Raw genomic sequence first — 25638 nt, forward strand, 5'->3', positions numbered from 1 at the left:
GGCCAAGGTCGAAGCCGTCGTGCCTCAAACCAGTGCGCCGACGGCGGCAGCCGTGGGTGCGGCGGGCCTCAGAGCTCGACCCCCGCTGCAGCCATCAAGCCTTGAACTGAGCCGTTCCTGAGTCGAGCGGCGCCGAGCACACCGTGGCCGGCAACATCTTCCGCTAGCAATTCCCCAGACCGAATTTCCTCGTTACAGCCACCGACCGTCCCAGGACGTCCGGCTGTGCGAGTTTGTTGCGCCGTGTCTCGACGGGACACCGAGCCCGACATAGGAAAGCTGGCACCTTGATGCCGACGCCTTGTTCACCGCCACGGTACACGCTGGTGGACAGCACCACGGTGGGCAACAGCGCGCTGTCGCTGTTCAAGGAGGTGCGCAACGTCACCACCGGTGGTCCCTGGGGCGCCGACAACCAGGCCAAGTCCGGCCAGGTGCTGGAATACCGCGTGACCTACACCAACACCGTGACCACACCGATGAAGAACGTGGTCGTCATGGATTCGGTGCCGGCCTAAACGGTCTTCCAGGCGGCCACGGCGAGTGCGCCGACGCCGCTCGGGCTGGGGAGCTGCACGAAGAACACGCCGGCCAACGCCGTCCCCGCGCCAGCGGTGGGCTGCGCCGCGCTGCAGACGCCCGGGGGCACGGGCTCGCTTCGGTGGATGTTCGACGGCGTGCTCAACCCGCAGGCCACCGGATCGGTGGGCTTCACGGTAAAGTTGGACTAGAACAAAAGTTTGAAAAGGCGTATCGGGTGCATGGACAAGTGGCGTTGTCCTATAGGCCTGCACGTTGTGGGGACGCACGCTGCCGTTCTTTCAATCTTTCAAGGGGAATGCAATGAACTTCATCATCTGGCTCGTGGTAGGCGGTCTCATCGGTTGGGTCGCCAGCAAGATCATGAACACCGACGCACAACAGGGCGTGTTCCTGAACATCGTGGTCGGCATCGTGGGTTCGATGCTCGGCGGATGGCTCGTCGCCCCGCTCCTTGGATCGGCAACGGTCAACCAGAACGACTTCAGCATCATGGGCCTGCTGTCCTCGCTGATCGGCGCGGTCATCCTGCTGGCGATCGTCAACTTCTTCCGTCGCGGCAAGGTGCGTTGATTCCCGGCTGACACGGGCCGGCCGCACCGCCCGGTGCGATCGGCCCGCCCAGCAAAAAGCCCCCAGGAACCGTCGCCATGCGGCGACATTTCCTGGGGGCTTTTTTCGTCTTGGTGCCCGAGGCCGGAATCGAACCGGCACGCCTTGCGGCGGGGGATTTTCTTACCACTTCGGCTTTCGCCGCCCCCGTGACGGGTTCGTGGTCTGGAGCACGCCTTCACCTTGGTCTTTCGACTTTAGGTGCCCGCCGTCTGCTCTCTACACCTTCCCCGGGCCTTTCGGTCCGGGGCTTGGCTCGGTATTAGCTCGGACTCGCGTCCAGGGCCTTCGCCGAGTTTGACGGGCTTCACCTCGGGAATTTCTTCCCGAGGGCTCAAATTTGGTCTGAGTCCCCTGCGTCTACCAATTTCACCACTCGGGCTGGAACGCAATTCTCCTGTTTCACCACGCTTCCGGAAGGCCCGATACGGATATCCGGCCGAAGAAGCGCAGCCGAAAATTATGGCACAGTGCTCCGGCGCCAAGTTGAGTTTCCACAACGCTTTTTCGAACGGACGACGAGATGAGCTACCCCACGATCGAAGACGCCATCGGCAGGACGCCGCTGGCGGCGCTGCAACGCATCGACGCCGAAGAGAGCGCTCGGCGCGGCAACGTCATCCTCGGCAAGCTGGAGGGCAACAATCCGGCCGGTTCGGTGAAGGACCGCCCCGCGCTGTCGATGATCCGACGTGCGGAGGAGCGCGGCGAGATCAAGCCGGGCGACACCCTCATCGAAGCGACGTCGGGCAACACCGGCATCGCGCTGGCGATGGCCGCGGCGATCAAGGGCTACCGGATGGTGCTGATCATGCCGGAGGACCTGTCGATCGAGCGAGCCCAGACGATGAAGGCGTTCGGCGCGGAACTGATGCTCACCCCCAAGAGCGGCGGCATGGAATACGCCCGCGACCTGGCCGACCAGATGGTGCGCCAGGGCAAGGGCCGGGTGCTCGACCAGTTCGCCAACCCCGACAACCCGCGCATCCACTACGAGACCACCGGCCCCGAGATCTGGGACGACACGCAGGGCCGCGTCACCCATTTCGTCAGTGCCATGGGCACCACCGGCACCATCACCGGCGTGTCGCGCTACCTGAAGGAGAAGAACCCGGCGGTGCGCATCGTGGGCGCGCAGCCCGAGGACGGCTCGCGCATCCCGGGCATCCGCAAGTGGCCGCAGGCGTACATGCCGCGCATCTACGACCCGAGCCATGTCGACCAGCTGATTAACGTGAGCCAGGACGATGCCGAGGAGATGTGCCGCCGGCTGGCGCGCGAGGAAGGCATCTTCGGCGGCATCTCGGCGGCCGGCGCACTGTGGGCGGCGCTCCAGGTCTCGCGCACGACGGAGAACGCGACCATCGTCTTCATCGTCTGCGACCGTGGCGACCGCTACCTCTCCACCGGCGTGTTCCCCGCCTGAGCCGCGCCATGCAAGCTCCCAAGTTCTGCCCGGCCTGCGCCACGCCGCTCGAATGGATCGAGTCGACGGAGGACGGCGGCCCCAAGGCCCGCCTGCGCTGCCCGGCCTGCGACTACACCCACTGGAACAATCCGACGCCGGTGCTCGCCGCCATCGTCGAATACAGGGGCCAGGTGCTGCTGGCGCGCAACGCGGCCTGGCCGCCGAAGATGTTCGCGCTGATCACCGGCTTCATGGAAGCCGGCGAGACGCCGCAGGAGGGCATCGCGCGCGAGGTCAAGGAGGAAACCAACCTCGACGCGAGCGAGGTGCATCTGGTGGGCGTCTACGATTTCCAGCGCATGAACCAGGTGATCATCGCCTACCACGTGGTGGCCGACGGCGAGGTGCGCCTGTCGCCCGAACTGCTGGACTGGCGGCTGCACGACCTGGACGACCTGAAATGCTGGCCGGCGGGCACCGGTCACGCGCTGGCCGACTGGCTGCGTTCGCGAGGCCACGAGCCGGTGTACTTCACCGCCGAGGAGAACGAGGAACGCCGTCGCGGCCTGGACCCGCAGCCCGGCGAAGGAGACCGACCGAAATGAATCCCACGTCCACGTCCATCGTCGTCGACCGCGAGATCGACACGCGCGGCCTGCGTTGCCCGCTCCCCATCCTCAAGGCCAAGCGCGCGTTGAACGAGATGACGAGCGGCCAGCAGCTGCGGGTGACATCGACCGATCCCGGATCGCTGCGCGACTTCGAGGCCTTCGCGCGCCAGACGGGCAACGAGCTGGTCGAACAGCAGACGCGGGACGACGAATTCATCCACGTCCTGCGTCGGCGCTGACGTCTGCGGTCCGGTGATGCGCGACGGCTCGACCACCGACGGCGCGTCGCGCCGGACCGCGCTCGGGCGTCGTCCCGGCACGATCGTCCTGGCCGTGGTGTCCGTCGGGCTGGTGGTCGCGGCGGTGGCTGGCGTCCTGGCCATGGCGAGGGGCAGGCAACCCGCCGCACCATCGGCCGCCACTTCCGTGGCCGCCATCCCGTTCGCGGTGCTGGGCGATTCCAACAGCCATGCCTACCAGGACGGGCTCGCGTTTCCCGCCGGGTCGGGCGCACGCGGCGGCGCTTTCCACGCGACGACCCTGCAGTGGACGGAGGTGCTCGCGCGGCTGAGGGGCGGCGAGGTCGATCCGGGGCCCTGGGTCGAATGGGGCCATTCGGGTGCCTGGTCGAAGGCCGCCTCGGTCCTCGGGATGGAGATGGGACGCGTGCCGCGCAAGCAGGACCATCGCCACAACTTCGCCGTCTCCGGGGCCGTGTGCAGCAACCTGACCGAGGGTTCGCAGCGCCAGGCGCAGCACCTGGCCGTGCTCATGGCCGAGGACCCCGGACGCTGGCGGCGCGGGGTGGTGGTGATCCGCATCGGCCTGAACGACTGGGTCGGCCTGATGGACGCGCAGGCGGCGGCGCCCGATGCGGCCGGCCTGCCGGCGACGCGCGACACCATCGCGCGCTGCATCGGCCACATGACCGAGGCGATCCGCCGGGTGCGCGCGGTGCAGCCCGACGTGCGCCTCGTGCTCGTCGGCGTGGCCGACGAATCGGCCGATCCCGACACCTTCGCCCGGTGGAACAGCCGGGTCGAGACCGAGCGCATCGGCGCGGCGCTCAAGCACTTCAACGACGCGATCTCGGCCCTGGCGCGCGCCACGCCGCGCACCGTCTTCTTCGACGACGACGCGTGGGTGCGCAGGACCTGGGGAACGCGCGACGACGAAGGCCGCCCGGCGTACCGGAGCGTCTCGATCGGTTCCGGGCTGCGCGTGACCAACAGCACGGGCGATGCACCCGAGCACGCCGTCCTCGCCGACCACCACGCGGGCCTGGTCTACAACACGCTGTGGACGCAAGCGTTCGTCGAATGCCTGCGGGAGGGCTTCGGCCTGTCCCTGACGCCGATCGGCGACGAGGAGGTCGCGCGCTTCGTCGAGGCGCTGGTGGCGAAGTCGCCCACGGCGTCGAAGCCGTGAGCCTTGCCGTGCAACGTCAGAGCGGGAGGCCCTTGAGGTATTCGCGGAACTGGGCGCCGACTTCCGGGTGCGCGAGCGCCAGTTCGACGCTGGCCTGCAGGAAGCCTTCCTTGCTGCCGCAGTCGTAGCGCGTGCCCTTGTAGGCATAGGCGTAGACGGCTTCCTTCTTCATCAGCGAGGCGATGCCGTCGGTCAGCTGGATCTCGCCACCGGCGCCCTTGGGCTGGTTGCGGATCTCGGCGAACACGCCGGGCGTCAGCACGTAGCGGCCGGCCACGCCCAGGCGCGAAGGCGCCGACTCGGGCGACGGCTTCTCGACCATGCGGTTGACCTTGACCAGGCCGTCCTCGATCTGGTCGCCGGCCACGATGCCGTAGCGCTTGACCTGGTCGAGCGGCACTTCCTGCACCGCCAGCAGCGAGCGGCCGAGCTGGGCGAAGGCCGCCGTCATCTGCGCCATGACCGGCTGGCCGTCGACCGGGCCGACCATCAGGTCGTCGGCCAGCAGCACGGCGAAGGGCTCGTTGCCCACCAGATGCTCGGCGCACAGCACGGCATGGCCCAGGCCCAGCATGCGCGGTTGGCGCACGTAGGAGACCGTCATGTCGTCGGGCATCACCGAGCGGGCGATGTTCAGGAGCGCCGTCTTGCCGCTGGCCTCGAGCTGGCTTTCCAGTTCATAGGCGGTGTCGTAGTGGTCCTCGATGGCGCGCTTGTTGCGGCCGGTGACGAAGATCATGTCGCGGATGCCGGCCGCGTAGGCCTCCTCGACGGCGTATTGGATGAGCGGCTTGTCGACGACCGGCAGCATCTCCTTGGGTTGCGCCTTGGTGGCCGGCAGGAAACGGGTGCCGAAACCGGCCACGGGAAAGACGGCCTTGCGGATGCGCGTGGTATTGGACATTGATCTCTGTAAGGGGAAGCTACGAATGCTTTTGATGTTAACGGGCGATTAATACATTCGTCTGTCAGTTAACGTGCAAAAAGTCCGTTTAGTCCAGGCGCGACAGCTGATCCCGCAGCCGAACGACCGCGGCACCGAAGTCGGACAGGCGCTTACGCTCCTGTTCGATGACGGCGGGCGGCGCCTTGGCGACGAAGGCCTCGTTGCCGAGCTTGCCATTCACCCGGGCGATCTCGCCCTCGACACGCGCGAGTTCCTTGCCGATGCGCAGCCGCTCCGCCGCCTTGTCGACCTCCATGTGCAGGCACAGGCGCACCGCGCCGACCAGCGCGACCGGCGCTGCGCCGGCCTCGGCCGCCCAGGCCGCGGCATCGTCGAACACGCGCACCTCCTTGAGCTTGGCGAGCGCCTGCAGCACCGGTGCGGCGGCGCGCAGGAAGACCGCGTCGTCGGCGTCGTCCGCCACGGCCAGCAGCGGCAGCCGCGTGGCCGGCGAGACGTTCATCTCGCCACGCAGGGTGCGGCAGGCGTCGACCAGCGACTTCAGGCGCGCGACGTGGGCCTCGGCCGCCTCGTCGATGCGCTCGGGCTGGCTCTGGGGGTAGGCGGCGATCATGATCGACGCGCCCGCGCGGCCGGCCACCGGGGCCACCTTCTGCCACAGTTCCTCGGTGATGAACGGGATCACCGGATGGGCCAGGCGCAGGAGCGTCTCCAGCGTGCGGATCAACGTGCGCCGGGTGGCACGCTGCTGCGCCGCGTCGCCGGTCTGGATCTGCACCTTGGCGATCTCCAGGTACCAGTCGCAGAACTCGTCCCAGGCGAACTGATAGACCGCCGTGGCGACGTTGTCCAGCCGGTAGTCCTCGAAACCCCGGGCCACGTCGGCCTCGACGCGCTGCAGGCGCGAGACGATCCAGCGGTCGGCCTGGCTGAATGCCAGGTGGCCGTGCGCCGGACCGCCGGGGGCGCAATCGGCCTTCGTGTGCTCGCGCAGGCCGCAGTCCTGGCCCTCGCAGTTCATCAGCACGAAGCGCGTCGCGTTCCAGAGCTTGTTGCAGAAATTGCGGTAGCCCTCGCAGCGCTTGCTGTCGAAATTGATGCTGCGCCCGAGCGAGGCGAGGGACGCGAAGGTGAAGCGCAGCGCGTCGGCGCCGAAGGCCGGGATGCCGTCCGGGAATTCCTTCTGCGTGTTCTTGCGCACCTGCGGCGCCGTCTCCGGCCTGCGCAGGCCCTGCGTGCGCTTGTCGAGCAGTTCGGGCAGCGCGATGCCGTCGATCAGGTCGACCGGGTCGAGCACGTTGCCTTCGGACTTGCTCATCTTCTTGCCCTGCGCGTCGCGCACCAGGCCGTGGATGTAGACGTCCCTGAAGGGCACCTCGCCGGTGAAGTGCTTGGTCAGCATGATCATCCGGGCGACCCAGAAGAAGATGATGTCGTAGCCCGTGACCAGCACGGAGGAGGGCAGGTAGCGCGCCAGGTCGTCCGTCTTCTCCGGCCAGCCGAGCGAGGAGAAGGGCACCAGCGCCGACGAGTACCAGGTGTCGAGCACGTCCTCGTCGCGGCGCAGGACCTTGCCCGGCGCCTGCGCCTGCGCCGCGGCCTCGTCGCGCGCCACGTACACCTTGCCGTCCTCGTCGTACCACGCCGGGATCTGGTGGCCCCACCAGAGCTGGCGCGAGATGGTCCAGTCCTGGATGTTCTCCATCCAGTGGTCGTAGGTGTTGACCCAGCTCTCGGGCACGAAGCGCACCTCGCCGGACTTGACCACGTCGATCGCCTTCTGCGCGATCGACTGGCCGTCGGCGCCGGGCTTCCTCATGGCCACGTACCACTGGTCGGTGAGCATGGGCTCGACGACGGCGCCGGAGCGCGCGCAGCGCGGCACCATCAGCTTGTGCTTGCGGGTCTCCACCAGCAGGCCCAGCGCCTCGAGGTCGGCCACGATGGCCTTGCGCGCGACGAAGCGGTCCAGGCCGCGGTATGGCTCGGGGGCCTCGGCGTTGATCGTGGCATCGAGCGCGAGCACGCCGATCATCGGCAGGCCGTGGCGCTGGCCGACCGCGTAGTCGTTGTAGTCGTGCGCCGGCGTGACCTTGACCACGCCGGTGCCGAAGGCCCGGTCGACGTAGTCGTCGGCGATGACGGGGATGAGGCGGTCGACCAGCGGCAGGCGCACCCGGCGCCCGATCAGGTGCGAATAGCGCTCGTCCTCGGGGTGGACCATCACGGCGGTGTCGCCCAGCAGGGTCTCGGGCCGGGTGGTGGCCACGGTCAGCGTGCCGCTGCCGTCCTCCAGCGGGTAGGCGATGTGCCAGAGGAAGCCGTCCTCCTCCTGGCTCTCCACCTCCAGGTCGCTCACGGAGGTCTTGAGCACCGGGTCCCAGTTGCCCAGGCGCTTGCCGCGGTAGATGAGGCCTTCCTCATAGAGCTTCACGAACGTGTCGGTCACGACCTTCGACAGGTCCTCGTCCATCGTGAAGTACTCGCGCGTCCAGTCGACCGTGTCGCCCATGCGGCGCATCTGGCCGGTGATGGTGTTGCCGGACTTCTCCTTCCACTCCCACACCTTGGCGACGAAGTTGCGGCGCGCCTCGGCCGGCGTGGGTCCCATGTCGTGGCGGCTGATCTTCTGTTCCTGCAGCTGGCGCTCCACCACGATCTGGGTGGCGATGCCGGCATGGTCGGTGCCCGGCACCCACAGGGTGTTGTCGCCCTGCATGCGGTGGTAGCGCGCCAGGCTGTCCATGATGGTCTGGTTGAACGCATGTCCCATGTGCAGCGTGCCCGTGACATTGGGCGGGGGCAGCTGGATGGCGAAGGCGCCGGCGTCGTCCCGGGGCGCGCCGGTGCCGCGGAAGCCGGCGGCGGCATAGCCACGGCGTTCCCATTCCGGGCCCCAGTGCGCCTCGATGGCGACGGGCTCGAAGGATTTGGGCAGGCTGTCGAGGCCGGGCTGGGCGGGGGAGTCGTGGAGGGTGTCGCTCATGGCGTGGCGGAGGGCGGCGATGCCTGCTGGGGCACCGCCGCCGACGGGTGGGAGGTGGCGGGAAGGAGGTGATTTTAGCCGGGGCCTCCCAGGTGCCATCGCCCGGCCGCGGCCGGCCGCGCCATGGGCCGGACCCATAATTCCGCCTCATGCTGTTCCTGCTATCGCCAGCCAAGTCGCTCGACTACGAAACCCCGCTCCCGCCCCGCGCTCCCGCCGCCACCGCGCCCGTCTTCGAGGGGCCGCGTGGTCCCGCCGCCGAAATCGTCGCGCTGCTGCGGGCGCAGTCGCCCCAGCAGATCGCCACGCTGATGAGCCTGTCGGACAAGCTCGCCGCGCTCAACTTCGCGCGCTACGCGGCGTGGTCGCCCCGCGGCACCGACGCCAACGCGCGGCCGGCCGCGCTGGCCTTCGACGGTGACGTCTACGGCGGCCTCGACGCCCGCAGCCTCGACGCGGCCCGCCTCGCCTGGGCGCAGGCGCACGTGGTCATCCTGAGCGGCCTGTACGGCGTGCTGCGGCCGCTCGACCGCCTGCAGCCCTACCGGCTGGAGATGGGCACCAAGCTCGCCAATCCGCGTGGCAAGGACCTCTACGCGTTCTGGGGTCCGCGCATCGCCGAGCACCTCAACGCGCGCCTCGCGGCCGACGCCACCCCGGTGGTTGTGAACCTGGCCTCGCAGGAGTACTTCAGGGCGGTCGACCGGCGCGTGCTGAAGGCGCGGGTCGTGGAGTGCGTGTTCGAGGAGTGGAAGGCCGATGCCCGGGGTGGCGGCCAGCACCGGGTGGTGAGCTTCCATGCCAAGCGCGCGCGCGGCCTGATGGCGCGCTGGGCCGTGCTGCACGAGGCCGCCACGCCCCGGCGGCTGGAAGGCTTCGACCTCGAGGGCTATGCGTTCGAAGGCGCGGTCTCGACGCCCGAGCGGCTGGTGTTCCGTCGCCGGAGCGCCGCATGACGGCCACCCCCACCCCCGAGCTGATCGATTGGGCGCGGGCGCAGCTCGCCGCCGGCCACGACGCGCCGGCGCTGCGCCGCTCGATGTGCGAGGCCGGCTGGGAAGACGCTGCGGCCGATGCCATGCTGGCCATGCTCGCGCCGCCGGGCCGGTCCGCCGGCGCGGACTCCGACGCCGCGCGGCCGCCGCAGGGCGCCATGCCCGGTCCCGACCTCGCCACCGCGCCGCTCTACCTCGATGCCGGAGACCGCCGCGTCCACGTCCTGCAGACCGTGCGCGATCCACGCGTCATCGTCTTCGGCGACCTGCTGTCCGACGAGGAATGCGCCGCCCTGGTGGCCACCGCCGGCCAGCGCCTGGCGCGTTCGCTCACCGTGGAGACCCGCACCGGCGGCGAGGCACTCAATGTCGACCGCACCAGCGACGGCATGTTCTTCGAGCGTGGCGAGAACGAGGTCGTCGCGCGCATCGAGCGGCGCATCGCCGCGCTGCTGCGCTGGCCGGTCGAGTACGGCGAGGGCCTGCAGGTGCTGCGCTACGCGCCCGGGGCCCAGTACCGGCCGCACTACGACTACTTCGATCCCGGCGAGCCGGGCACGCCCACCATCCTGCGTCGCGGCGGACAGCGCGTCGCCACGCTCGTCATCTACCTGCAGGAGCCCGAGCAGGGCGGGGCGACCACCTTCCCCGACATCGGCCTGGAGATCGCGCCCAAGCGCGGCACGGCGGTGTTCTTCAGCTACGACCGGCCTGATCCGGCCACCCGCACGCTGCACGGTGGCGCACCGGTGCTCGCGGGCGAGAAGTGGGTCGCGACCAAGTGGCTGCGCGAGCGGGAGTTCACATGAAGGTGCGTGCCAACGGCATCGACATCGAGGTCGAGGACACGGGTGGCGAAGGCCGCCCCGTCATGCTGCTGATCATGGGCCTGGGCATGCAGCTGGTCGCCTGGCCGGACGCCCTGGTGGACTGGCTGGTCCGCGCGGGCTATCGCGTGGTGCGCCACGACAACCGCGACGCCGGCCTGAGCCAGGGCTTCGACGAACTCGGCACCGGCAACCTGGTCTGGCAGGGCGTGCGCTACCGGCTCGGCCTGCAGGTCCGCTCGGCCTACACGCTCCAGGACATGGCCCTGGATTCGCTGGGCGTGCTCGACGCCCTGGGGATCCGTCGCGCCCATGTGATGGGCGCCTCGATGGGCGGGATGATCGCCCAGCGCGTGGCCGCGACGGCGCCCGAACGCGTCGCGAGCCTGCTGAGCGTGATGAGTTCCAGCGGCGCGCGCGGTCTGCCGGGACCGCGTCCCGACGTGCTGCGCCTGCTGATGCGGCGGCCTCCGGGCACCGACGAGGCCTCGCTGGTCGCGCACAGCGTGCGGCTGGTGAAGCTCATCGCCGGCCCGGTGTTCCCGCCCGACGAGGCCGCCCTCCGCGAGCGCCTCGTGCAGGCGCTGCGGCGGGCCTACCGGCCGCGCGGCCTGATGCGCCAGATCGCCGCCGTGGCCGCCGACGGCGACCGCGCGGCCCTGCTCGCGCGCATCCAGAGCCCGACCCTGGTCCTGCACGGCAACGCCGATCCGCTGGTGCCCATCGCCTGCGGACTGGACACCGCCCGGCGCATCCCGGGCGCACGCTTCGCGCTGGTGCCGGGCATGGGTCACGACCTCACGCCCGGACTGGTCGAGATGCTGCTCGTCCACATCGCGCCCTTCCTGCGCGACATCAAATCCCAAGGAATCCACGCATGACCACGACCCCGACCCTCGACAACACCCCCGAGGGGTCGCAGCTCGGCCGCGCCTCGGCCTACGCCGACCGTTACGACCCGACGCTGCTGTTCCCGATCGCGCGCGCCACCCAGCGCGAGGCCATGGGCCTGCGCGGCGACGCCTTGCCGTTCTTCGGCGCCGACCTCTGGACCGCCTTCGAACTGAGCTGGCTCAACGCGCGCGGCCGCCCGCAGGTGGCCATCGCCCACGTCACCGTGCCCTGCGAGACGCCCCACATCATCGAGAGCAAGTCCTTCAAGCTCTACCTCAACAGCTTCAACAACAGCGTCTTCGCCGATGCCGAGGCGGTGCGCGAACGCCTGCGCGCCGACCTGACCGAGGCGGCCTGGCGCGGCAGCGGCCGCAGCGGCGGCATCGGCGTGCGGCTGGTCGCGCCCGATGCGTTCGCGCGCGAGAAGGTGCAGGAGCTCGAAGGCCTTGACCTGGACCGGCTCGACATCGAGTGCTCGCACTACCAGCCGGCGCCCGAGCTGCTGTCGAGCGACGCCACGCAGACCGCGGTCGAGGAGACGCTCGCAAGCCGCCTGCTCAAGAGCAACTGCCTGGTCACCGGCCAGCCCGACTGGGGCAGCGTGCAGGTGCACTACAGCGGCGCGCCCATCGACCAGGCCGGCCTGCTGGCCTACATCGTGAGCTTCCGCAACCACAACGAGTTCCACGAACCCTGCGTGGAGCGCATGTTCAGGGACATCATGGAACGCTGCCGGCCGCACAAGCTGGCGGTCTACGCCCGCTACACGCGGCGTGGCGGACTCGACATCAATCCGTTCCGCACCAGCTTCCCGCAGGCCCTTCCCGCCAACGCGCGGACGGCCCGCCAGTAGGTCCGTTCCTACGCTTGCGTTTTCGCAACGGATCGATACTCGACCACTGTCTTTTCCAGCCACATCCTGGCATTTGGGGTACTCACTTTGAACGTGTTGATCGTTGACGACAACCAAGCCGCGGCCGACTTGCTGCAGGAACTTCTCTCGCTGCAGGACCACACGGCGCGCTGCACCTATTCGGCCCAGGAGGCACTGGCCGCCGGTGCCGAAGAGACCTTCGACATCGCGCTGATCGACATCACCCTGCCCGACCTGCCGGGCACCGAGGTCGCGCGCCGCCTGCGTGCCTCCAGCCGGCCACCGGCCCTGCTGGTGGCCGTCACCGGTCTGTCCTCGCACGACACGCTGGGCCGCGAACCGAAGCTGTTCGACCATCACCTGCAGAAGCCGATCGATTTCGACGCCCTCGACCGCATCCTCGAGCAGGCGGCCGGCAAGTCCGCCTCGTCTTCATGAAGGCCTCTCCCGGCGCACGCAGCTGGATCGCCGCCGGCGTGCGCCACGAGCTCCTCACGCGCGCCCTCCCGGCCCTGCGCCACGACATGGCCGCGCCGGTGTCGGTGATGCGCATGGGCCTGCTGATGCTGCGCCGGCAACTGGGCGCGGCGACCATCGACCCGGCCGTGTGCGAGGAACGTGTGGCGCTGATCGATCACCAGATCGCCGAACTCGTCGCCGCGGTGCGTTCGCTGCGCGACTGGGAACTGGCCGTCGAGGACGACGGGATCTCGCGCGCGGCGCTGGTGGCCCAGTGCCTCAACCTGATGCGCGCGGCCTTCGACTTCCAGGGCGTGCGGCTCACGTGCGACGAGGCGTTCGAGCGCGCGCCGGAGACCGGAGCGACCGAGCCGGCGACAGCCGCCGACGCCGTGGCGCCGACGATCTGGCCTTCCGGGGCCTCGCTGCGCTACCTCCTCCTGGGCGCGCTGGGCTACCTGCACGACAACGCGCCGCAGGTCGTGGGCATCGACATCAGCGCCGACGGCGACGATGGCCTCTGGGTGCGTGCGACGTCGGGCGCCACCGACACCACGCCCTCGGACACCGGCGCCCACCGCGCGCCTCGCGCGCTGGCCATCGACGCCATCGCGCTGCAGTCGCTGGCCGACGACCTGGGCTACGCGCTGACCATCGAGCGCGACGCGGTGCGCCTGCCGCTCGCGGCCGGCTGACGCCCGACGGCCCTCGGTTTCTTCGACACCTGGCGTGCCAGGTCCTTCCGGTGGTGCTGCAGGAAGGCCAGCAGCCGCGCCTCGGCGGCGTGCAGGCGGCGCACGGCGCGCGCCTTGCCCGCCACAGTCTGCCAGATGTCGGTCATGGTGCCGGGATCGGCGGCCAGCTGGGCCCCGAGCGACAGCACTGCCGGATGCACGTAGGCCTTGCGGCACACCGCCGGCGTGTTGCCGAGTTGCCGGGCCACGGCGGCGACGATGGCCTTGGCGTCGAAACGCGCTGACGGCAACGAGCGCTTCGACACCGCCCCTTCGTCTCCCTCTCCGATCGCGCAGACGGTGTCGCCGTCCCCGCACGACGCGCAGGCCAGCCGCGTGAGTTCGAGCGCCTGCACCGTGCCGTGCCACGTGCGGAAGTCCTTGGCGGTCAGGTGGTCGCCCGAGGCTTCGCGCAGGTAGGCGTTGACGTCGCTCGACGATAGACCGTGCGGGCGGCCTTCCGCGTCCTGGTACTGGAACAGCTCCTGGCCGGGCAACTGCTGGCAGCGCCGCACGATGCGCGCCACGCGCGGGTCGTCGACCTCGGCGGTGTGCATCACGCCGCTCTTGCCCTTGAAGTGCAGCTTGAGCGTCGTGCCCTTCACGTCCGCATGGCGGTTGCGCAGCGTGGTGAGCCCGTAGGAGCCGTTGGTGGCCGCGTATTCCTCGTTGCCCACGCGCAGGAAGGTGGTATCGAGCAGCCGCACCAGGGTCGCCAGCACGCGTTGCCGGTCGAGCGATGCGTCGCCGGCGCCGGCCAGGTCGCGGGCGACGCGCGCGCGGATGCGCGGCAGGGCGCGGCCGAAGGCCTCCAGGCGCTCGAACTTGCGCTCGTCCTTCAGCAGCCGCCACTGCGTGTGGTAGCGGTACTGCTTGCGCCCGCGCGCGTCGATACCGATCGCCTGCAGGTGGCCGTGGGCGATCGGGCAGATCCAGACGTCGGTGTAGGCGGGCGGGATCGCGAGCCGGTCGATGCGCGCGATCTCGTCGGCATCGCGCAGCCAGCGCCCGGCGGCGTCCTTGTAGCGGAAACGATCGCCCTGCCGGACGCGGCGCAGGCCGGGCATGTCGGGGTCGACGTAGACGAGGCCACCGGCGAGCTTCCCCGCTGGGGCATCGGTGGCGGCGGCGACGGCGGCGGTGGGGCGGGCGGTGGGCATGGCGTCTCGATGTCTCTGGAAGGATGCGTCCGAAGATGCGCGCGCCGCCCGTCGGGCACCTGTAGGACGCCGCAAATGTGCCGGGTGCGCGGCGTGCTCGTGGACACGCGCGCTGCGAGGCCGCCCGCGCCCAGCCGCTACGGCGCGCCGTTCAGAACAGCGATGCGGTGGTCGATGGGGGCGGCCGGCGCGGCCCGGCCGTCCCCGCTGCGGCGCCACCGGCCGCCGCTGCAGCGTCCGCGAGCGCCGCAGGGCTGCCTGCGCGCACCAGCGCGCCCACGCGCACGCCGATCAGCCGCAGCGGCCGCTCCAGCGGCACGCGCTTGAGGCACTGGCCGGCGGCCTGCCGGATCGACCTCGCATCGGCGACGAACCGCTCGATGGTGCGGTCGCGCGTGGCGATGCGGAAATCGTCGTAGCGCAGCTTGATGCCGATGGTGCGCCCGACGTAGCCCTTGCGCTGCAGGTCCTCGGCCACGCGCTCGCACAGGCGCGTGAAGATGGCGCCCAGCTCGGCGCGGTCGCGCACGGCGTGCAGGTTGCGCTCGAAGGTGGTCTCGCGGCTCATCGACACGGGCTCGCTCTCGGTCACCACGGGGCGGTCGTCGCGTCCCCAGGAGACCTCGTGCATCCAGGCGCCGGTGGCCTTGCCGAAGTGCGCCATCAGCCAGTCGCGCTCGCGCGCGGCGATGTCGCCCACGCTGCGCAGGCCCAGCGCCTCCAGCTTCGCGTCCGCCTTCGGTCCGATGCCGTTGACCTTGCGCGCGGGCAGCGGCCAGATGCGCGTCTCCAGGTCGTCCTCGTGGACGATCGAGATGCCGTTGGGCTTGTCGAACTCGCTGGCCATCTTGGCGATGAGCTTGTTGGGCGCCACGCCGATCGAGCAGGTCAGCCCGGTGGCCTCGAGGATCGAGCGCTGGATGAGCCGCGCGAGCACGCGTCCGCCCTCGCGCTGGCCGCCGGGGACGTCGGTGAAATCGATGTAGACCTCGTCCACGCCGCGGTCCTCCATCACCGGCGCGAGTTCGGTCACGACGTCCTTGAAGCGGCGCGAGAAGCGCCGGTACTCGTCGAAGTCGACGGGCAGGATGAGGGCCTGCGGACACAGCTTGGCCGCCTTCATCAGGCCCATGGCCGAGCCGACGCCGAACTGCCGTGCCGCGTAGGTCGCGGTGGTGATGACGCCGCGCCCGGCATAGTCCTTCAGGCGCGGGAACGCGGCCACCGGGATGTCGGCCAGCGTGCCGCCATCGGGCACGTCGCGCAGGGCCTCGTCGGCCTTGCGCCGTCCGCCGCCGATGACCAGCGGCAGGCCCTTGAGCTGCGGGTAGCGCAGCAGTTCCACCGAGGCGTAGAACGCATCCATGTCGAGGTGGGCGATGCGCCGGGGGAGGGGGGCGGGAGCGTTCACGCCGTGGATTCTCGTCCCCTCCCCGGTACACCTGCGGACCGCGCGTTGTGCCGATGAAAACCCTGACCGCCACCTGACCCACAAGCGACACCGAAAGAAGGAAAATCCGTTGCCTTTTTCCGAAACCATCACGCAAAAATCATGACACCACCGCCCAGCACCGGCAAGTTGCCGATCTATCGATCCCTGTACGTGCAGGTCATCACGGCCGTCATCATCGGCGTGGCGCTGGGACATTTCTTCCCGCACCTGGGCGAGGCGATGAAGCCCCTGGGCGACGGTTTCATCAAGCTGATCAAGATGATCATCGCGCCGATCATCTTCTGCACGGTGGTGGTGGGCATCGCGGGCATGGAGGACATGAAGAAGGTCGGCAAGACCGGTGGCCTGGCGCTGCTGTACTTCGAGATCGTCAGCACCATCGCGCTGATCGTCGGCCTGGTGCTGGTCAACGTGCTCAAGCCCGGCGTGGGCATGAACATCGACGCCTCGACGCTCGACACCAAGGCCATCGCCGCCTACACCGGCCCGGGCAAGATGACCGGCACGGTCGACTTCCTGCTCAACGTCATCCCCACCACGGTGGTCGACGCCTTCGCCAAGGGCGAGATCCTGCAGGTGCTGCTGATCGCCGTGCTGTTCGGCTTCGCGCTGCACCGCTTCGGCGGCCGCGGCACGATGGTGTTCGACATGATCGAGAAGAGTTCGCACGTGCTCTTCACCATCGTGGGCTACATCATGAAGCTCGCGCCCATCGGCGCCTTCGGCGCCATGGCCTTCACCATCGGCAAGTACGGCGTGGGCACGCTGCTGTCGCTGGGCTACCTGATGTTCGTGTTCTACCTGACCTGCCTGCTGTTCATCTTCGTCGTGCTGGGGCTGATCGCGCGCTTCCACGGCTTCAGCATCTGGAAGTTCATCAAGTACATCAAGGAAGAGCTGCTGATCGTGCTGGGCACGTCGTCCTCCGAGTCGGTACTGCCGCGCATGATGGAGAAGATGGAGAACCTGGGCGCGAAGAAGACCTGCGTCGGCCTGGTGATCCCCACGGGCTACTCCTTCAACCTCGACGGCACGTCGATCTACCTGACGATGGCGGCGGTGTTCATCGCCCAGGCCACCAACACGCCGATGACGCTGACGCAGGAGATCACGCTGCTGGCGGTGCTGCTGCTGACCTCCAAGGGCGCCGCCGGGATCACCGGCAGCGGCTTCATCGTGCTGGCGGCGACGCTGTCGGCCGTGGGCACGGTGCCCGTCGCCGGCCTGGCGCTGATCCTGGGCATCGACCGCTTCATGTCCGAGGCGCGCGCGCTGACCAACCTGATCGGCAACGGCGTGGCGACCCTGGTGGTGGCCAAGTGGACCGACGAGCTCGACGAGAAGCGCCTGCACGCGGCCCTGAACAACGAGACCTGGGTCGAGGCCCAGGAGCCCGAGGTGCTGGTCACGGCCAAGGATTCGCAGATGGCCGCCAACGCCGGTCGCACCACCCCTCACTGAGGGCGCATCGACGCGCCGCGCGGGAAGCGGACCCGGCCATCCGCTCCCCCGCGCCCCGCACCCGCCCTCCGCACCCGGGCCCCGCGCGCCCGATTTCGCCGTCCTCAGCGGCGCGCGAGCGTCGGACGGCGCGGCCCTGGCGCCGGGTCGCCGTCGCCTTCCCTGAGGCCCGCGCCGCGCGTATGCAGGCGGCCGTCGATGTGCCAGCGCAGGCCGTCGTCGTGCGCGCCGGTGGCCGCCAAGCGCACGCGCTGGCGATGCGGCGGGCGGCGGGCGTCGCCGGGGCCTTCAAGGCGGATGCGCGCGGCGATTCCCCGCGTGACCGGCGCGTTGAAGCGCAGCGTCATGGGGCGCAGCGGCAGGCACGCGGCCTGCGCGTTCTCGCGCTCGCAGGCGAAGGGTTCGCGGACCTCGAAGTCGAAGCGCTGCGCCACGCGGCTGGCCACGCCCGGGGGCGTCGCGACCCCCCTGGCCGTACACCACCTGCACGCGTCCTCCGGCGGTCAGCGTGCGGTTGCAGCGCAGCGCGGCGAAGCGCGACGGTTCGGCACGCGCGGCCTTGTCCCGCCCGACCGCCTGGAGCACCGCGTCGCGTTCGGCGTCCTCGACGAGCGCGACGGGGATGCGTTCGCCCGGGCCGTCGGCCGCGCACCAGACGTGCTCACGCAGGCTCGCGGGCGTGGCCGCGCCGCTGAGTTCGAGCACGAAGGTCTGCCGCTCGTCGATCTTCCCGCCCGCCGGCCAGAGCGTGCGCACGGACGGTCCGCCAGTGTCGAAACGCGATCGCTCGGGGCCTTGAGCGCCGCGCCCGCGGCCGAGCGGAAGCCCGCCAGGCGCTCGACCGTGCAGCGCACGCCGGGCGGAAGGTCGGCCGCGAAGTCGAACACCCACCGCTTCGCGCCGGTCCAGCGCGGCGTGCCCTTGCCGGCCTGCGCGTCGTCGCGGCGCACCGTGAAGGGAGCGGGTGCGCTGGGATCGCCGAAGTCGACGGCGGGCTCGTCGAACGTGGCGACGACCTGCCGCACGCGCGCGACCTCGCCGCGCGGCGAGAGGTCCACCAGCTGCAGCGCATGGGCGCGCGGGCCCGCCAGCGCGAGCAGCGCGACGGTCACGACGGCGATGTTTTTTCTTCTGTCCATGACTTCCTCCCTGCGGCGGGAAGACCAGCCCAAGTCGGTGTCGGGACAGGCCTTTTCGGCCTGGAGCGCTCCACTATGATCGGCCGCTATGAAAGTGCTATTGAGCCATTCCGCAGGTAATCAAAACGTTCGCGCCATGCTGGACGCGCTCACCCGTGCGGGGCTCATGGCGCGCTTCGCCACCACGGTGGCCGCCGACGAGCACAGCGCCATGCTGCGCCTGATGCCCGCCGGCGTGCGGCGCGACTGGCTGCGCCGGCGCTTCGACGTGCCGCGCGAGAAGATCCTGCAGCACCGCTGGCGCGAACTCGCCCGCGTGATCTGCGGCGGTGCCGGCTGGCAGTCGGCGCTGCGCCACGAACAGGGATTCGCCTCGCTCGACGCCGTGATCCAGGACTTCGACCGTTTCGTGGCGCGCTCGCTGCCCTCGGTGCAGCGGCGCGAGCCGCTGGGCGCGGTGTATGCCTACGAGGACGGCGCGCTCGACACCTTTCGCGCCGCCGGTGCGCTGGGCATCAAGCGCGTCTACGACCTGCCCATCGCCTACTGGGAACTCGGCCACCGGCTGCAGCAGGAAGAGGCCGAACGCCTGCCCGACTGGGCCGCCACGCTCGGCGGGGGGCTGGTCGATTCGCGCGCCAAGCTCGCGCGCAAGACGCAGGAACTCGAACTCGCCGACCTGGTGGTGGTGGCCAGCACCTTCGTGCGCGATTCGCTGCCGGTGTCGGCCGCGCACAAGGCGATCGTGATGTCGCCCTTCGGCTCGCCCGCGCGCTGGACCGGCGAGTGGTCCCGCGACGCGCTCGACCCGGCGCGACCGATGCGCGTGCTGTTCGCCGGCTCCATGGGCCAGCGCAAGGGCCTGGCCGACCTGTTCGCCGCCATGAAGCTGCTCGCCGGCGAGAACATCGAGCTGGTCGTGCTCGGCTCGCCGATGGAGAGCATGGCGTTCTACAAGGGCCAGTACGCCGGCTTCACCCATGAGAAGAGCCGTCCGCACGCCGAGGTGCTGGCGCTGATGCGCAGCTGCGACGTGTTCTGCCTGCCCTCGATCGTCGAGGGCCGCGCGCTCGTCATGCAGGAGGCGATGAGCCAGGGCCTGCCGGTGGTCATCACCGCCAACACCGGCGGTGCCGATCTGGTGGTCGAGGGCCGCACCGGCTTCCTGGTGCCGATCCGCTCGCCGCAGCAGATCGCCGAGAAGCTCTCCTGGCTCAACCGGCACCGCGCCGAGCTGGTGGCGATGAAGGAGGAGGCCGCGCGCCATTCGGCGAGCTATTCCTGGACCACCTATGGCGACACCGTGGTCGAGGCCATCCGCCGGCTCGAAGGCGTCACGCCCGCCGCCGCCACGCCTGCCTGAGGCGATGAAGGACGCGCCGCCCCACGGCACCGGGCCGGCGTCCGCGCCATCGCAGCGCTACTGGGAGGTCGACGCCCTGCGCGGGCTGATGCTGGTGCTGATGACCGTCACGCACCTGCCCACGCGCCTGACCGATCCGCTGGGCCAGCCCTTCGGCTTCGTTTCGGCGGCCGAGGGCTTCGTGCTGCTGTCGGCCTTCATGGCCGGGCTGGTCTACAGCCGCACCGGCCACCGCGACGGCATCGACGCCATGCGCCGCGCCTTCTGGCAGCGCGCGCTCAAGATCTACATGGCCCAGGCGGCGACCCTGCTGTTCCTGTTCACGATCATCGCGGCGGTCGGCCTGCGGATCGACCAGCCGGCGGTCAAGAACCTGATGTCGTACTACCTGTCGCAGCCGCGCGAGGGCTTCCTCTTCGGCCTGCTGCTAGTCTACGAGCCGGCGCTGCTCGACATCCTGCCGATGTACATCTTCTTCATGCTGCTGAGTCCGTGGGTGCTGGCGTTCGCCTTCCGCCACGGATGGAGCGCCGTGATCCTGACGAGCACGGCCGTGTGGGCGGCGGCGCAGTTCGGGCTGAGCGAGGCGATCTACGGCGTCGCGGTGCGCTGGACCGGCATCCCGGTGCCGTTCCACGAGATGGGCGCCTTCAACGCCTACGCCTGGCAGTTCCTGTGGTTCGTCGGCCTGTGGCTGGGTGCCACGCGCAGCACGCCGGGTGCCCGGCCGCTGCGCATGCCCGCGTGGCTGCTCGTCGTGGCGACGGTGATCGCGCTCTACGGCTTCTACTGGCGTCACCACGGCCCCCATGGCCAGGCGCCGTTCGGGGCCGACGACCACCTCAACCTGTTGTTCGACAAGTGGCTGCTCGGGCCCCTGCGCCTGGTCGATCTGGTGGCGCTGGGCGTGCTGGCGATCGGCTTCGGGCCGGCCCTGATGCGGCGGCTGCCGCGCCTGCACTGGCTGGAGGCGATGGGCTCGGCCTCGCTGCCGGTGTTCTGCGCGCATCTGGTGGCGGTGCTGCTGGTGCTGGCCTTCTATGGCGGCAACCAGACCGCGCGGCCCTGGTGGGGCGACGCGCTGCTGCTGGTGGTGGTGTTCGGCGGGCTCTACGCGGTGGCGCGCGCCACGCTGTGGGTCGACGCGCGCCGCGCGGCGCGGCGCCGCGCCGTCATCAGCGCCGCGAAGACGCTGGCACGTTCGACGCCGTCGTGACGGCCGTGCCGCCGGCCGGCAGGGCGGGCGCGGCGGCCAGCGCGGCCGGCGCCGGTCCGACGTGCGACGCGATCACCGAGTGCCACAGGCGGTAGCCGGCCTCGTTCATGTGCAGGCGGTCGCCCAGGAACAGGTCGGCGCGCGGACGCTCGTCGGTGCCCATCATGGGCGTGAAGATGTCGATGTACTCGCTGTTGTCCAGCGTGCGCACATAGGCCGAGATGACGTTGTTGGTCTCGCGGACCTTCGGCAGCAGCGCCTCGCGCGCCGGGCTGGGCTTGACCGAGATGTAGCTGATGCGCGCGTCCGGCAGCGTCTCGCGCACGGTGCGGGCGAATTGGATGAAGCTGTCGAGCACCTGCAGCGGCGTGCGGCCCTCGGCCAGGTCGTTGTCGCCGGCATAGACGAGCACGTGGCGCGGCTTGTAGCGCACCACCAGCTCGCGGGTGAACAGGCTGCAGTCGGCCATGGTGGAGCCCCCGAAGCCCCGGTTGATGACCACCGGCTGTTCCCGGAAGTCCTGCGCCAGGTGCGTCCAGAAGCGGATCGTCGAACTGCCCACGAAGAGCACGCCACCTTCCCCCGGCAGTCGCTCCTTGTCGGCGCTGTCGAACGCCGAGAGCGAACCCTGCCAGCGGCTCATCGCGGCGGCGTACGCCGGGGAGACGGGGAGGGGGGCGGCCGCCGTGGCGGCGGGACGCAGGGAGCCGGTGGCGGCCGGCGACTGGGCGCGGGCCGTGGCCTGGGCGGCCAGGACGACCAGGACCGAAGCACAGAATGAAAGAAGGGGTTTCATGAGCACCATGGAAAGGGCAACGTGCTTCGATGCCTTCGCGTTGGCAGGTTCACCCGTGATCGAGGGAAAAATCGTATCCGGATGCTTCGCCCGACGCCGCGACGGCCTGCGCGCCGACATCCGTGTGCCGCGGAGTGAGTCCCTACAGCGTCTTCTCAATCAGCGCGCCCTTGAAGAGCACGGGACCGGTCGGCCCGCTGCCGCGCGGCGCCCCGCCCGCCGGCTCCAGGCTCACCGCCAGCGCGGGCACCGCGCGCACCGCCGATTCCGGGGCCGGCAGCCGCAGGGCCTGCGCGTGGTCGAGCACGCCCAGCGACTGCGGCGCGCCACCCGGTGGCAGCGCCCAGAGCTGCAGCGACTTGTCCTGGCCCTCCTGGAAGGCGCCCACGCGCTGCAGCGTGAGCTGCTGGCGCACCGGGTCGAAGGTCACCAGCATCGAGGCCCGGGCGGCGTCGTCGGAGAGCACCGCCACGTAGCGCACGGCCGGCGCGTTGCGCAGCTGTTCGTTCAGATTGAGGCCCACTACCGCGCCGGCCACGGTCGCCAGCGCGCCGGCCGCCGCCGCGCCGCGCCACAGCGCCAGGCTGCCCAGCCAGCCGCGCCGGGGCGCCGCGAGGGGCCGCGCCGTCCGGCGCTGACGCTCCAGCGCCTGCTCGCTCTTGTCGATCTCGATCTGGTTGAGGATGCGGCTCCAGACGGCCGCGTCGGGCTTCACGCCCGGCTCGATCTCGGTCAGGCTGGACAGGCGGCCCTGCCAGATCAGCGCGGCGGCGCGCACGGGCGCCTGCTCGCGCGCCAGGGTCTCGAAGCGCCGCCGCGCGCCGCCGCGCAGGGTGCCCAGCGCATAGCTCGCGGCCAGGAGTTCGAGGCGCTTGCCGGGGTTCGAGATGTTCATGCGACGGCCCTCCTCAGGCGAAGCGCGTCATGCAGACACGCAGTTTTTCCAGTCCGCGGCGGATCCAGGTCTTGACGGTGCCCAGCGGCAGCTTGAGCTGCTCGGCCAGTTCGCCATGGCTGAGGTCGCGCAGGTAGGCCAGGCTGACCACCTCGCGCTGCCGGCCCTCGAGCTGCTGCAGGCACTGCTGCAGGGCCCAGGCCTGTTCGCTCGCCTCGATGATGTCCATCGGGCCGGGCCCGTCGGACGCCAGGGTGTCGGCCATCACGTCGTCGAATTCCTGCGTGAGCTGGGCCCGGTCGGCGGTGCGCCGACGCAGCAGGTCGAGCGAGCGGCTGCGCACGATCAGACCCATCCAGGCCATGGGCGGGCTCAGCGAGGCCCGGTAGTCGCCCGCCACCCGCCAGATCGTGATGAACGTCTCCTGCAGCGCGTCCTCGGCCCACTCGCGCTGCCGCACGACGCGCAGCGCCAGCCCGAAGAGACGCGGCGACGCGCTGTCGTAGAGCAGTCGCAGCGCGGCCTGGTCGCGCTGGCCGACGCGGTCGATGAGGGCCATGAGATCGGCATCGGAAAGGGGGACGTTCATGCCCGGATTGTGCAGGGTAGGCCATGCAGGGAATACGGGGTGGAGGCGGCGCTGGATTCAGGCGCGGAAATTTGAATCCGTCGTGGCGACGTCCGCGTACCCATGCTCGGGCAGGGCGCCGACGGGAACGTCCCCGATGCACTGCCATCACGCTCCTGCACTTTCATTGCCATCAACTCCGAAGGAAAAGACCATGACCAACCGACGCCTCCTCCTCGTTCCCGTCCTTTGCGCCGTCGCGGCCCTGTCCGCGTGTTCGGGCACCGGCATGAAGCCCATGGGCGCCATGGGTTCGGCCATGGGCGCGAAGCCCTTTTCCCAGGCCATGCTGCCCGAGCCCGTGAAGGTGCCTGCCGGCAACGTGGTGGCGATGGAGACCGTGGGTGCCGGCGACATCACCTACGAATGCCGCGCCAAGGCGGCCATGCCCGGCCAGTTCGAATGGGTCTTCGTCGGTCCCGACGCCAAGCTGATGGACCGGGCCGGCAAGCAGGTCGGCACCTATGTCGGCCCGCCGGCCACCTGGGCCCACATGGACGGCTCCAAGGTCACGGCCACGCAGGTCGCGGTCGCGCCCAACGGCCCGGACAACATCCCGCACCAGCTGGTCAAGGCCAACCCCGCCATGGGCATGGGCGCGATGCAGGGCGTGACGTACATCCAGCGCACCGCCACCCGTGGCGGCGTGGCGCCGTCGATGCCCTGCGGCACGGCGAACATGGCCCAGAAGCAGATCGTGAAGTACCAGGCCGACTACATCTTCTATCGCGCGATGTGATCCGCGACGGTGCCCGGCGAGGGGCACCAGCGGCCGCCGCCGGCCGTCGCCGGTGCCGGGTTCAGGCGCCGAGCCGGCCCCGGTGCCGCGCGATCTGGGCGCGCACCTGCGCCGGCGCGGTACCGCCGAGCACGTCGCGCGCGTTCAGCGAGCCACGCAGGCTCAGGACGCCGTAGACGTCCTGCTCGATCGTGGGGTTGAAGCGCTGGAGTTCGTCCAGCGGCAGTTCCGACAGGTCCACCTGTCGCGCGATCGCCGCCTTGACCGCGTGCGCGACGGTCTCGTGCGCGTCGCGGAACGGCAGGCCCTTCTTCACCAGATAGTCGGCCAGGTCGGTCGCCGTGGCGTAGCCGCGCAGGGCGGCACGCTCCATCGCCTCGGGCTTGACGATGATGCCGCCGACCATCTCGGCGAAGATGCGCAGGGTGTCCTTGAGCGTGTCGACAGTGTCGAACAGCGGCTCCTTGTCTTCCTGGTTGTCCTTGTTGTAGGCCAGTGGCTGCGCCTTCATGAGCGTGATCAGCCCCATCAGGTGGCCCACCACGCGACCGGTCTTGCCGCGCGCGAGTTCTGGCACGTCGGGGTTCTTCTTCTGGGGCATGATCGACGAGCCGGTGCAGAAACGGTCGGCGATGTCGATGAAGCCGAAGCTCTGGCTCATCCACAGGATCAGTTCCTCGCTCATCCTGCTGACGTGGATCATGGCCAGCGAGGCCGCGGCGGTGAACTCGATCGCGAAGTCGCGGTCGCTCACCGCGTCCAGGCTGTTCTGGCAGACCACGGCCGCGCCCGCCTCGTCGACCATCCCCAGCGCGCGCGCGACCCGTTCGCGGTCCAGCGGATAGCTGGTGCCGGCCAGCGCCGCGGCGCCCAGCGGCAGGCGGTTGACGCGCTTCCTCACGTCGAGCAGTCGCTCGGCATCGCGCGCGAACATCTCCACGTAGGCCAGCATGTGGTGGCCGAAGCTCACCGGCTGCGCCACCTGCAGGTGCGTGAAGCCCGGCAGGATGACCTCGACGTTGCGCTCGGCGATGTCCACCAGCGCGTGCTGCAGGGCGACCAGGAGATCGCCGATCAGGTCGATCTCGCCGCGCAGCCACAGCCGCACGTCGGTCGCGACCTGGTCGTTGCGGCTGCGCCCGGTGTGCAGGCGCTTGCCGGCGTCGCCCACGATCTGGGTCAGGCGCGCCTCGATGTTCAGGTGCACGTCCTCGAGGTCGAGCTTCCATTCGAACGCGCCGGACTCGATCTCCGAGCGCACCTGTGCCATCCCGCGTTCGATCGCGGCATGGTCCTGCGCCCCGATGATTCCCTGCGCGGCCAGCATGCCCGCGTGCGCGAGGGACCCCGTGATGTCGGCCTCCCACAGCCGCTTGTCGAAGAACACGCTGGATGTGTAGCGTTTGACGAGGTCGCTCATCGGCTCGGAGAACAGGGCCGACCAGGCTTCGGATTTCTTGTCGAATTGGTTTTGGGTCATGGAAGGCGTTGGCGAGGCAATAATGAGTTTGTC

General features: G+C 70.0%; 25 protein-coding genes and 1 pseudogene. 16 read left to right on the forward strand and 10 right to left on the reverse strand.

Annotated features, from left to right (window positions below):
- Positions 1-326: 326 nt before the first annotated feature.
- Positions 327-518 carry a hypothetical protein gene (locus tag NF681_07430; GenBank protein ID UST55006.1) on the forward strand — a complete coding sequence of 64 codons (192 nt, stop codon included), beginning with the start codon at positions 327-329 and terminating at the stop codon, positions 516-518.
- Here the strand turns inward: NF681_07430 and NF681_07435 are convergent.
- Positions 515-715: a hypothetical protein gene (locus tag NF681_07435; GenBank protein UST55007.1), complete on the reverse strand. Its 201-nt coding sequence runs from the start codon at positions 713-715 to the stop codon at positions 515-517. The two genes, NF681_07430 and NF681_07435, sit on opposite strands and share 4 nt — an antisense overlap.
- Positions 716-843: 128 nt before the next feature.
- On the opposite strand from NF681_07435, the gene NF681_07440 reads away from it, so the two are divergent.
- The 5 genes from NF681_07440 (at position 844) to NF681_07460 (ending at position 4599) form a co-directional block, all read left to right on the forward strand.
- On the forward strand, positions 844-1113 hold the full coding sequence (locus NF681_07440; protein ID UST55008.1) for a GlsB/YeaQ/YmgE family stress response membrane protein: 270 nt from the start codon (positions 844-846) through the stop codon (positions 1111-1113).
- 562 nt (positions 1114-1675) lie between these two features.
- Positions 1676-2578, forward strand: coding sequence for a cysteine synthase CysM (cysM, locus tag NF681_07445; GenBank protein ID UST55009.1), 903 nt, complete (start codon positions 1676-1678; stop codon positions 2576-2578).
- An 8-nt stretch (positions 2579-2586) separates the two neighbouring features.
- Positions 2587-3165, forward strand: a complete 579-nt coding sequence (locus NF681_07450) for an NUDIX hydrolase (protein UST55010.1) — start codon at positions 2587-2589, stop codon at positions 3163-3165.
- Positions 3166-3182: 17 nt separating this feature from the next.
- Complete coding sequence (locus tag NF681_07455) at positions 3183-3410, forward strand: sulfurtransferase TusA family protein (protein UST55700.1); 228 nt, start codon at positions 3183-3185, stop codon at positions 3408-3410.
- Positions 3411-3426: 16 nt separating this feature from the next.
- Positions 3427-4599: an SGNH/GDSL hydrolase family protein gene (locus NF681_07460; GenBank protein UST55011.1), complete on the forward strand. Its 1173-nt coding sequence runs from the start codon at positions 3427-3429 to the stop codon at positions 4597-4599.
- Positions 4600-4615: 16 nt separating this feature from the next.
- Here the strand turns inward: NF681_07460 and galU are convergent, their stop codons facing one another.
- Both galU and NF681_07470 read right to left on the reverse strand, forming a co-directional pair.
- Positions 4616-5503 carry a UTP--glucose-1-phosphate uridylyltransferase GalU gene (galU, locus tag NF681_07465; protein UST55012.1) on the reverse strand — a complete coding sequence of 296 codons (888 nt, stop codon included), beginning with the start codon at positions 5501-5503 and terminating at the stop codon, positions 4616-4618.
- Positions 5504-5591: 88 nt separating this feature from the next.
- Positions 5592-8492 carry a valine--tRNA ligase gene (locus NF681_07470; GenBank protein ID UST55013.1) on the reverse strand — a complete coding sequence of 967 codons (2901 nt, stop codon included), beginning with the start codon at positions 8490-8492 and terminating at the stop codon, positions 5592-5594.
- A gap of 149 nt (positions 8493-8641) precedes the next feature.
- On the opposite strand from NF681_07470, the gene yaaA reads away from it, so the two are divergent.
- The 6 genes from yaaA to NF681_07500 all read left to right on the forward strand — a co-directional run bounded on the left by yaaA (position 8642) and on the right by NF681_07500 (position 13236).
- Positions 8642-9448 carry a peroxide stress protein YaaA gene (gene yaaA, locus NF681_07475; GenBank protein ID UST55014.1) on the forward strand — a complete coding sequence of 269 codons (807 nt, stop codon included), beginning with the start codon at positions 8642-8644 and terminating at the stop codon, positions 9446-9448.
- Positions 9445-10296: a 2OG-Fe(II) oxygenase gene (locus NF681_07480; GenBank protein UST55015.1), complete on the forward strand. Its 852-nt coding sequence runs from the start codon at positions 9445-9447 to the stop codon at positions 10294-10296. The genes yaaA and NF681_07480 overlap by 4 nt, the downstream gene beginning before the upstream one ends.
- Positions 10293-11195 (forward strand): alpha/beta hydrolase, encoded by a 903-nt coding sequence (locus NF681_07485; GenBank protein UST55016.1) that lies wholly within the window; start codon positions 10293-10295, stop codon positions 11193-11195. Before NF681_07480 ends, NF681_07485 begins: the two co-directional genes overlap by 4 nt.
- On the forward strand, positions 11192-12061 hold the full coding sequence (queF, locus tag NF681_07490; protein UST55017.1) for an NADPH-dependent 7-cyano-7-deazaguanine reductase QueF: 870 nt from the start codon (positions 11192-11194) through the stop codon (positions 12059-12061). Before NF681_07485 ends, queF begins: the two co-directional genes overlap by 4 nt.
- Before the next feature lie 93 nt (positions 12062-12154).
- The gene (locus tag NF681_07495; GenBank protein ID UST55018.1) at positions 12155-12520 is read left to right on the forward strand and encodes a response regulator; all 366 of its coding nucleotides are present in this window, start codon (positions 12155-12157) and stop codon (positions 12518-12520) included.
- Positions 12517-13236, forward strand: a complete 720-nt coding sequence (locus NF681_07500) for a hypothetical protein (protein UST55019.1) — start codon at positions 12517-12519, stop codon at positions 13234-13236. Before NF681_07495 ends, NF681_07500 begins: the two co-directional genes overlap by 4 nt.
- On the opposite strand, the gene NF681_07505 is transcribed toward NF681_07500, so the two are convergent.
- Positions 13182-14435, reverse strand: a complete 1254-nt coding sequence (locus NF681_07505; GenBank protein UST55020.1) for a DNA topoisomerase IB — start codon at positions 14433-14435, stop codon at positions 13182-13184. The two genes, NF681_07500 and NF681_07505, sit on opposite strands and share 55 nt — an antisense overlap.
- Positions 14436-14586: 151 nt before the next feature.
- Positions 14587-15801: a DNA polymerase IV gene (locus NF681_07510; GenBank protein UST55701.1), complete on the reverse strand. Its 1215-nt coding sequence runs from the start codon at positions 15799-15801 to the stop codon at positions 14587-14589.
- Between the two features lie 186 nt (positions 15802-15987).
- Between NF681_07510 and NF681_07515 the strand changes: the two genes are divergently transcribed.
- On the forward strand, positions 15988-17349 hold the full coding sequence (locus tag NF681_07515) for a dicarboxylate/amino acid:cation symporter (GenBank protein ID UST55021.1): 1362 nt from the start codon (positions 15988-15990) through the stop codon (positions 17347-17349).
- Positions 17350-17627: 278 nt separating this feature from the next.
- On the opposite strand, the pseudogene NF681_07520 reads toward NF681_07515, so the two are convergent.
- Positions 17628-18488, reverse strand: a pseudogene (locus NF681_07520) (Ig-like domain-containing protein).
- 136 nt (positions 18489-18624) lie between these two features.
- On the opposite strand from NF681_07520, the gene NF681_07525 reads away from it, so the two are divergent.
- Together NF681_07525 and NF681_07530 are read left to right on the forward strand one after the other, a co-directional pair.
- Positions 18625-19851, forward strand: a complete 1227-nt coding sequence (locus NF681_07525) for a glycosyltransferase family 4 protein (protein UST55022.1) — start codon at positions 18625-18627, stop codon at positions 19849-19851.
- Between the two features lie 4 nt (positions 19852-19855).
- Complete coding sequence (locus NF681_07530; GenBank protein UST55023.1) at positions 19856-21067, forward strand: OpgC domain-containing protein; 1212 nt, start codon at positions 19856-19858, stop codon at positions 21065-21067.
- Here NF681_07530 and NF681_07535 read toward each other — a convergent pair.
- The 3 genes from NF681_07535 to NF681_07545 all read right to left on the reverse strand — a co-directional run bounded on the left by NF681_07535 (position 21027) and on the right by NF681_07545 (position 23347).
- The gene (locus tag NF681_07535) at positions 21027-21863 is read right to left on the reverse strand and encodes an SGNH/GDSL hydrolase family protein (protein UST55024.1); all 837 of its coding nucleotides are present in this window, start codon (positions 21861-21863) and stop codon (positions 21027-21029) included. The two genes, NF681_07530 and NF681_07535, sit on opposite strands and share 41 nt — an antisense overlap.
- Before the next feature lie 142 nt (positions 21864-22005).
- Positions 22006-22758 carry an anti-sigma factor gene (locus tag NF681_07540; GenBank protein ID UST55025.1) on the reverse strand — a complete coding sequence of 251 codons (753 nt, stop codon included), beginning with the start codon at positions 22756-22758 and terminating at the stop codon, positions 22006-22008.
- A 13-nt stretch (positions 22759-22771) separates the two neighbouring features.
- Positions 22772-23347: a sigma-70 family RNA polymerase sigma factor gene (locus NF681_07545; protein UST55026.1), complete on the reverse strand. Its 576-nt coding sequence runs from the start codon at positions 23345-23347 to the stop codon at positions 22772-22774.
- 268 nt (positions 23348-23615) lie between these two features.
- On the opposite strand from NF681_07545, the gene NF681_07550 reads away from it, so the two are divergent.
- Positions 23616-24125 carry a DUF3455 domain-containing protein gene (locus NF681_07550; GenBank protein UST55702.1) on the forward strand — a complete coding sequence of 170 codons (510 nt, stop codon included), beginning with the start codon at positions 23616-23618 and terminating at the stop codon, positions 24123-24125.
- A gap of 61 nt (positions 24126-24186) precedes the next feature.
- On the opposite strand, the gene argH is transcribed toward NF681_07550, so the two are convergent.
- A complete protein-coding gene (gene argH, locus NF681_07555) occupies positions 24187-25605 on the reverse strand; it encodes an argininosuccinate lyase (GenBank protein ID UST55027.1) in 1419 nt (472 codons plus the stop codon).
- Between the last annotated feature and the right edge of the window lie 33 nt (positions 25606-25638).

This window comes from Comamonadaceae bacterium OTU4NAUVB1 (assembly GCA_024372625.1).
Taxonomy (GTDB): Bacteria; Pseudomonadota; Gammaproteobacteria; order Burkholderiales; family Burkholderiaceae_C; genus Variovorax.